This is a genomic window from Parapedobacter deserti (genome assembly GCF_042646065.1).
Classification (GTDB): domain Bacteria; phylum Bacteroidota; class Bacteroidia; order Sphingobacteriales; family Sphingobacteriaceae; genus Parapedobacter; species Parapedobacter deserti.
This window is the reverse complement of the sequence record NZ_JBHRTA010000062.1, coordinates 271,896-278,096: the sequence shown is the minus strand read 5'-3', so window position 1 is coordinate 278,096 and position 6,201 is coordinate 271,896. Positions and strand designations below refer to the sequence as shown.

The window sequence follows — 6,201 nt, the reverse complement described above, 5'->3', positions numbered from 1 at the left end:
GTTCCTGACGATTGCGGTCATGTCGAGCTGGGTTGTCAGCCCGTTTTCGTCAACGTAGTCGATGTTGGTGTTGTCCGGGTTGAGCGCGATCGAGGTTAGTGTCTCAAGTGCCTTCACCATTGCCCTCAGGTCGACGGTCTGCATCTGCCCAAGTGAGTTGGTGTAGGCCAGCACGCCGTTTGCCGGGTCGTATTGAAGCCCTGTCTCGTTAAGCGGAATCGTCAGCACCGTTCCGTCTTCCGCGGTATAGGTTAGCGTATTCGTTGGGTGACTATACGTCAACCGCCCGACATCAAGATTAAACGTATGTGTAATCCTATCTTCATCAACGTAGGTTAGCTCGTGCGTGCCGCGATCATATGAAAGGGTTGTCACCGTCTCCAACTGGCCTACGATATTCGAAAGGTCAAGCTCTCCAAGCTGGCCCAATGTGTTGACATACCTTAGTGTACCGGATAAAAAATCGTATGACAGCTCGGTGTTGTTCAATGGTATGTTCACTGCTGTGCCATCTCCACCGGTATAATTGAGCACATTCGTTTGGTCATCATAGGTCAGTGTTCCTGAATTGAGGTCGAATACATGTGCGACACCATCCTCGTCGGTGTACTCAATTTTATGTGCAGTGTTGTCATAGGCCAGCTTTGTCACTGTCTCCACCGCCTTGACAACCTCTTCCAAATTGATGATTTGGGTTTCGCCGGATGCATCTATATACGTGAGTTCGTAGGTTGCTGAATTATAGTTGATCGGTATGACATCCTCTCCTTTAGCAACCAGTACCCAACGACTACCGTCGTTGTAATAAATGCCCGGTTTCACATCGTTTGCAGCGGCCGTATTGTATACCATCATGCCTACGCGATGCTGCGACAGCGGAGCAGCATCATCCGTACGGACCAATTGGACACGGGTATGCAATAATCCTCTGTTTGAACTCTCCAGCTCCAACAATGCGTCTTTATTAGGCAATACTGCGCCGGAAATGGTGTTGTCTCTCACCTTCTGTTGAGCAAGGGTGGAGGAAGAGACAATGACAAATATTAATGCCAGTAGTAGACGGTTTTTCATAGGCAACCCTGATTACATTCTTTGGAGCGCGCCCAAATGCATATTTGCTGGCCCTTCGCTCCAAACCGGTATGATGTTGATGTAGTGTAACGACACGGCAACTGCCGATACGTCGCTTGAACGGTTATGTAGATATTATATGCTTCATAAAGTAAATGGTAGATGAGCGCATAAAGATGCAAAGTTTTACTAACAATCTCAATAAACAAGGCCCTAAATTTTTATTTTTTGTTTAAACATTTAATTCGGTGGTCAAACGGTTCTAACTGCTCACCACAACTTCGCATTGCCTACTTGCAAAAGTTTGGTTACCTTCGTGCGGTGATGCCGATGTTACTGCTACGAGCATAGGCCTTTAGTCAATTCCGGTATCTATTATCCACATGGTATACACTTGAAGACGACACTCGCTAAATTAATTTCCACGCTCGGCCATCCGTTTCTAACCGTTCCGGTTTTTGTTATTTTTTTGCTTTTCAGCATCGAATCGGTATTGCAGGCGACCTACCTCTCGCTTTTGATTATCGGGGGTATATTTATACCGATCGGAATAAAGACAATCCGTGGGGTGAAGAAGGGTACCTACACCAATCTCGATGTCTCCGACCGGGTGCAGCGGCAAAAATGGTTTATCGCTACGACGTTGCTCCTGGCGGCGGTGACCATCATTATTTGGCTCACTAACCAGGATAGGACACTCCGCTTGGCGACGACGTGCGCGTTGATGCTGTTGGTGGCCGCACAGGCGGTAAACAGGCGTATAAAAGCGTCGATGCATTTGGCGTTCCACGTCTTTCTCGGTTTCTTGATTTTCTATTTCAATTGGATTGCTGGCGTACTTTTTTTGCTGGTTGCACCGCTGCTGGCGTGGTCGAGGATACACCTTAAACGCCATGTATGGAAAGAGGTTATAGCAGGCGTGATGCTGGGTACGGCTTTAGGGGTCGCGTTTTGGGTGTTGAACTAAACGTTTTTAGCTGCTGCAGCTAATTTTTCTGCAATAGGCAGGTCTGCCGCCGCCCAGTTGAGCTGAGGAAGCTCGGCCGGAGATAACCATTGGCATTGGATATGCTCTTCAAGCAAGAGCGATCCGACATCTGAAGTGGTACACAAGTATGCCGCCATAGTAATGCTGAAATCAGGATATTTGTGGAATACGGTATGATACAATTCGTCCACATGGATATTCAGATGAATTTCCTCTAATACTTCGCGACGTAAGGCAGCTTCAAGCGGTTCTCCTGTTTCTACCTTGCCTCCGGGAAATTCATATTTGTAGTCAATGTAGCTGTATTTGCCGGCGCCTTTCTGCGCACACAATATTTTCCCTCGGTGCTGAATGATCGCAGCTACAACATGATAATGCGGCATGGACAAATATACTAAACTAGCCGAACGACAGTAGTTTCAGGAGTGATGGCTAACCCGTTGGTGTTCGTTAGTAGGTTGAGCCCCGGGGCTTTGCCGCTTTCCAAGGTTCCGTAATGGTCGGCTATGCCCAGAACCTGCGCACCGTTTATCGTGGCCCACTTAATAGTTTCTGTAAGCTGAAGATCAGGGAAGTGCTCATGGATGGTTTTAAGCTCGGACAGGATGCACAGCCGGTCGTTGGAAGCTAAACTGTCTGTTCCGATGGTAATTTTTTGCGGATAGTGAATGAAATTCGGGATTCTTGGTAGGGTACCCTCGATGTAAAGATTGGCGTTGGGGCAAAAGCACCAAGTGACATCCCGTCCCTGGCGTTCCACGAAGAAAATATCCTTAGGAGAGGTATACGTATTATGTACTGATAGTACAGGTGTTGAAGGAGATAAGTACGCTAAAAATGTCTGCAAAGAGTTTCTCGCTTGGGCCTTGAAATCGGTAATGTCTTTGCCCAGCGTCCGGTAGAAGTTTAGGAACTGACCGCTTTTATAACGGAACAGCTTGTTTTCTTCTTCGCTTTCTTGATTGTGTATACTCAGCGGCTTCTGTTGCCTGAGGGCTTCTTCGTTTAGTAGCTTAAATAATTCTTTGGATACCGAATAAGGTGCGTGGGCTGTAAGAGATGTGCTGATGTCGCCAAACTGCCCGGCGACGGCGGTTGCTTCCGCAAACTTCTGGTCCGCCAGTTGCGGCTCAAACCCCAGCACTTCTACAAACGTATGGTAGTGGATGTTGCTTTCCGCTTTCACCGCCGCTGAAATCGCAGTATTGGCGTGGTCTCCTACTGCTACAATGCCATTTTCGTGCATTTGCTTGTCTGCCGCTTGCATTGCTTGTTTGATTTTTTGCTCATCGCCAGCCCGGAAGGCAATGACTTGCTGCAGGAAAGGCGCCAGTCCTGTGTTCTTGGGAATAACTCCTTTCATGTGGGACAGCTCAAGGTGACAGTGCGCATTTACAAAACCAGGTGTGATAATTCCCTTGTGCGTTTCGATGGCTTGGCCGGAAAGTTTCGGATTGTCCGGAGCGTATATGTCAACGACGGTACCATTATCCATTATCTCAACAACCCCATTCTTGACAGCATCGCCGGAGACCGGTAATACGTAGTCCGCTGAAAAAAAAGCGTTCATATTTGTATTGATATTGGTTTCATATTAGGCTCGTTATCAATTTAAACGATGGCACTACCCGTGAGCGCCAAGCCTCATGAATATGCTATCGGTACAGCCAGGCAGATATAGCGTCATTAGGCTAGGTTTAATTTGAAGAACACAACAGCAAAGATGTATTATTTTTGGTGTTTAACCAAACGAACGGTAAAAATACGTGTAAAAAAGCTGTATCTTTGTGCCGTGGTTGCAGTTGAGTCAAAATTGGATATCCGAAGGCTGACGCTTGACCAGCTTCGCGACCGTTTGGTGGCAATGGGCGAACAGCCGTTTCGTGCCAAACAGGTCTATGAATGGCTTTGGCAGAAATCCTGTACGGATTTCGATGACATGAGCAACCTGAGCAAATCATTGCGCGAGAAGCTGAAGCAGGCGTTTGTCATCCATGCAGTCGGCGTGCGGCAGGCGCAGCGTAGTGCTGATAATACGATTAAAAGCAGTTTCGTTCTACACGACGGAAACATCATCGAAGGGGTATTGATCCCAGCGCCGGACCGAATGACGGCCTGCGTGAGCTCTCAGGTAGGGTGCAGCCTTACCTGCAAGTTTTGCGCCACGGGCTATATGGACCGCAAACGTAACCTCTATGCGGACGAAATCTACGATCAGGTTGCACTGATCAGCAAGCAAGCACAAGCGTATTATGAGCAGCCACTTACCAACATCGTGTATATGGGCATGGGTGAGCCGTTGCTCAATTATGCGAACGTACTCGCATCGATAGAACGCATAACGGCGCCCGATGGTCTTAATATGGCTGCAAAGCGCATCACCGTATCTACGGCAGGCATAGCAAAGATGATCAAAAAGCTCGGCGACGATCAGGTGCGCTTCAACCTGGCTTTGTCATTGCATGCGGCCACTGACCATAAGCGTGACGAAATCATGCCAATAAATGAGCAAAATTCGCTAAAGGCACTTGCTGAAGCCTTGAAGTATTATTACGCGAAGACTAAAAATCCGGTAACCTACGAGTATATCGTGTTTGATGGATTTAACGACGACCTGTCAGATGCACGCGAACTCGTAGCATTCTGCAAGCACCTGCCCTGCAAAGTGAATATCATCGAGTATAATCCGATTGCGTTTGCAGATTTCGAAAATGCCGCTGAAGATAAGATTGACCGGTTCGCCGATTTTCTTCGGCAGAAAGGAATAATTACCAATATCCGAAGAAGCCGCGGCAAGGATATCGATGCCGCCTGTGGGCAATTAGCGATAAAAGAAAAGTCAAGCCCGGTAGTCTGATTGCTTATGATGGTCAAACAGTACCTCAATGACCTCGTATCCTTGTTTTTTCCGCAAACGTGCGCAGGCTGTGACGTGCCGCTTGCGTATGGCGAACAGCTGATTTGCACGGCTTGTTGGTTCCATCTGCCTTATACATACGCGCATCTCGATTCGGAAAACGCGAGTGCGAGGCAATTTTGGGGCAGGGTTAAGCTTGAGGCGGCTGCTTCCTACCTGTACTTTAAAGAGGCGTCGCGTGTACAGCAGATCATTTACCACTTCAAATACAAGAGCCGGCCCGAATTAGGATTGATACTCGGCGAACGGTACGGCGAGCTGCTCAAGGAGTCGCCTCCGTTTAACCGCGCGGATGTGATCGTTCCGGTACCCTTACATCCTGCAAAGCTCCGCAAACGAGGATACAACCAAAGTGCGTTATTTGCGGAAGGGCTGTGCCGAGCTATGCAAATACCTGTTGCGGCGCTCTGCTTGGCGCGCGTTAAGGCTACCAGAAGCCAAACGCAGGTAAACCGCTATGCGCGGCATGAGAATATGCTCGAAGCCTTCGAAATACGTGATCCTGAGATTATTGGCGGAAAACACGTGCTATTGGCGGATGATGTGCTGACTACCGGGGCTACCATCGAAGCTTGTGCCAGCGTGCTGCTGGACGCAGGGGCGGCCAAGGTGAGCGCCGTCACCATTGCCAAAGCGCTGTGAGGCAGCCACGTAGTCCTGGACCGACGATTGCCGGTGGACGGGCGGGCATTTACATCCGCCGCGGAAAAGTCCGCATGAGGAAAGCAATATCACAAACACAATGCCGACACAATGCTGGATAAACCGGAGGCAAGTCGTCGTTTTCGCCGGATTGTCACCCATCGACTTTCTCATATGAACGGTGAAACAAGAGGTAAGCAAATACTCCCATGCCGGTGCCGACTGCGTCCGCAAACAGATCCCAAACCTCAGCCGAACGGTACGTGAATATCTTCCACTGCAGATATTCGGTAAACAACGCGAACAAAAAAGATATCAGCACAACCTTACATGACAAAATGAACGATGGTTTCGACGTGCCGGACTTCCTGATCGCCCCATAATACACTAAAACGGTGAATACAAAGAAAAAGCCCGTATGCACAAGTTTGTCGATTCCAGGAAATTTGGGGACGCTAGCCGTGTTTTCCGACGGAATGCTGCATAACACCAATACGACAACCGCCCATAGTGCAGCCCAAATATAATGCTTCATATTACGCCCTTCTGCCCCGACATGGAGCTGCTACCAACCAGGTTGTGT

General features: G+C 48.6%; 7 protein-coding genes. 3 read left to right on the top strand and 4 right to left on the bottom strand.

The window, feature by feature from the left end; genetic code table 11:
* On the bottom strand, positions 1–1,071 hold a 1,071-nt coding region (locus ACFOET_RS21375), incomplete at its 3' end, for a hypothetical protein (RefSeq protein ID WP_379026563.1).
* Positions 1,072–1,465: 394 nt separating this feature from the next.
* Between ACFOET_RS21375 and ACFOET_RS21370 the strand changes: the two genes are divergently transcribed.
* Complete coding sequence (locus tag ACFOET_RS21370; protein ID WP_379026561.1) at positions 1,466–2,038, top strand: phosphatase PAP2 family protein; 573 nt, start codon at positions 1,466–1,468, stop codon at positions 2,036–2,038.
* Here the strand turns inward: ACFOET_RS21370 and ACFOET_RS21365 are convergent.
* A complete protein-coding gene (locus tag ACFOET_RS21365) occupies positions 2,035–2,442 on the bottom strand; it encodes a (deoxy)nucleoside triphosphate pyrophosphohydrolase (RefSeq protein ID WP_379026559.1) in 408 nt (135 codons plus the stop codon). The genes ACFOET_RS21370 and ACFOET_RS21365 overlap by 4 nt on opposite strands.
* A gap of 11 nt (positions 2,443–2,453) precedes the next feature.
* Complete coding sequence (locus tag ACFOET_RS21360; RefSeq protein ID WP_379026557.1) at positions 2,454–3,629, bottom strand: amidohydrolase family protein; 1,176 nt, start codon at positions 3,627–3,629, stop codon at positions 2,454–2,456.
* A gap of 222 nt (positions 3,630–3,851) precedes the next feature.
* Here ACFOET_RS21360 and rlmN point away from each other — a divergent pair, with 222 nt between their 5' ends.
* Together rlmN and ACFOET_RS21350 are read left to right on the top strand one after the other, a co-directional pair.
* Positions 3,852–4,916, top strand: coding sequence for a 23S rRNA (adenine(2503)-C(2))-methyltransferase RlmN (rlmN, locus tag ACFOET_RS21355; RefSeq protein WP_379026555.1), 1,065 nt, complete (start codon positions 3,852–3,854; stop codon positions 4,914–4,916).
* 6 nt (positions 4,917–4,922) lie between these two features.
* Positions 4,923–5,618 (top strand): ComF family protein, encoded by a 696-nt coding sequence (locus ACFOET_RS21350; protein ID WP_379026553.1) that lies wholly within the window; start codon positions 4,923–4,925, stop codon positions 5,616–5,618.
* Positions 5,619–5,772: 154 nt separating this feature from the next.
* Here the strand turns inward: ACFOET_RS21350 and ACFOET_RS21345 are convergent, their stop codons facing one another.
* Complete coding sequence (locus tag ACFOET_RS21345) at positions 5,773–6,153, bottom strand: VanZ family protein (RefSeq protein WP_379026551.1); 381 nt, start codon at positions 6,151–6,153, stop codon at positions 5,773–5,775.
* Positions 6,154–6,201 lie beyond the last annotated feature (48 nt).

Bases quoted from the DNA above. Each gene is read 5' to 3' on its own strand.
- ACFOET_RS21350 (WP_379026553.1), top strand. From the start codon at position 4,923: ATGATGGTCAAACAGTACCTCAATGACCTCGTATCCTTGTTTTTTCCG.
- ACFOET_RS21345 (WP_379026551.1), bottom strand. From the start codon at position 6,153: ATGAAGCATTATATTTGGGCTGCACTATGGGCGGTTGTCGTATTGGTG.
- ACFOET_RS21365 (WP_379026559.1), bottom strand. From the start codon at position 2,442: ATGCCGCATTATCATGTTGTAGCTGCGATCATTCAGCACCGAGGGAAA.
- ACFOET_RS21360 (WP_379026557.1), bottom strand. From the start codon at position 3,629: ATGAACGCTTTTTTTTCAGCGGACTACGTATTACCGGTCTCCGGCGAT.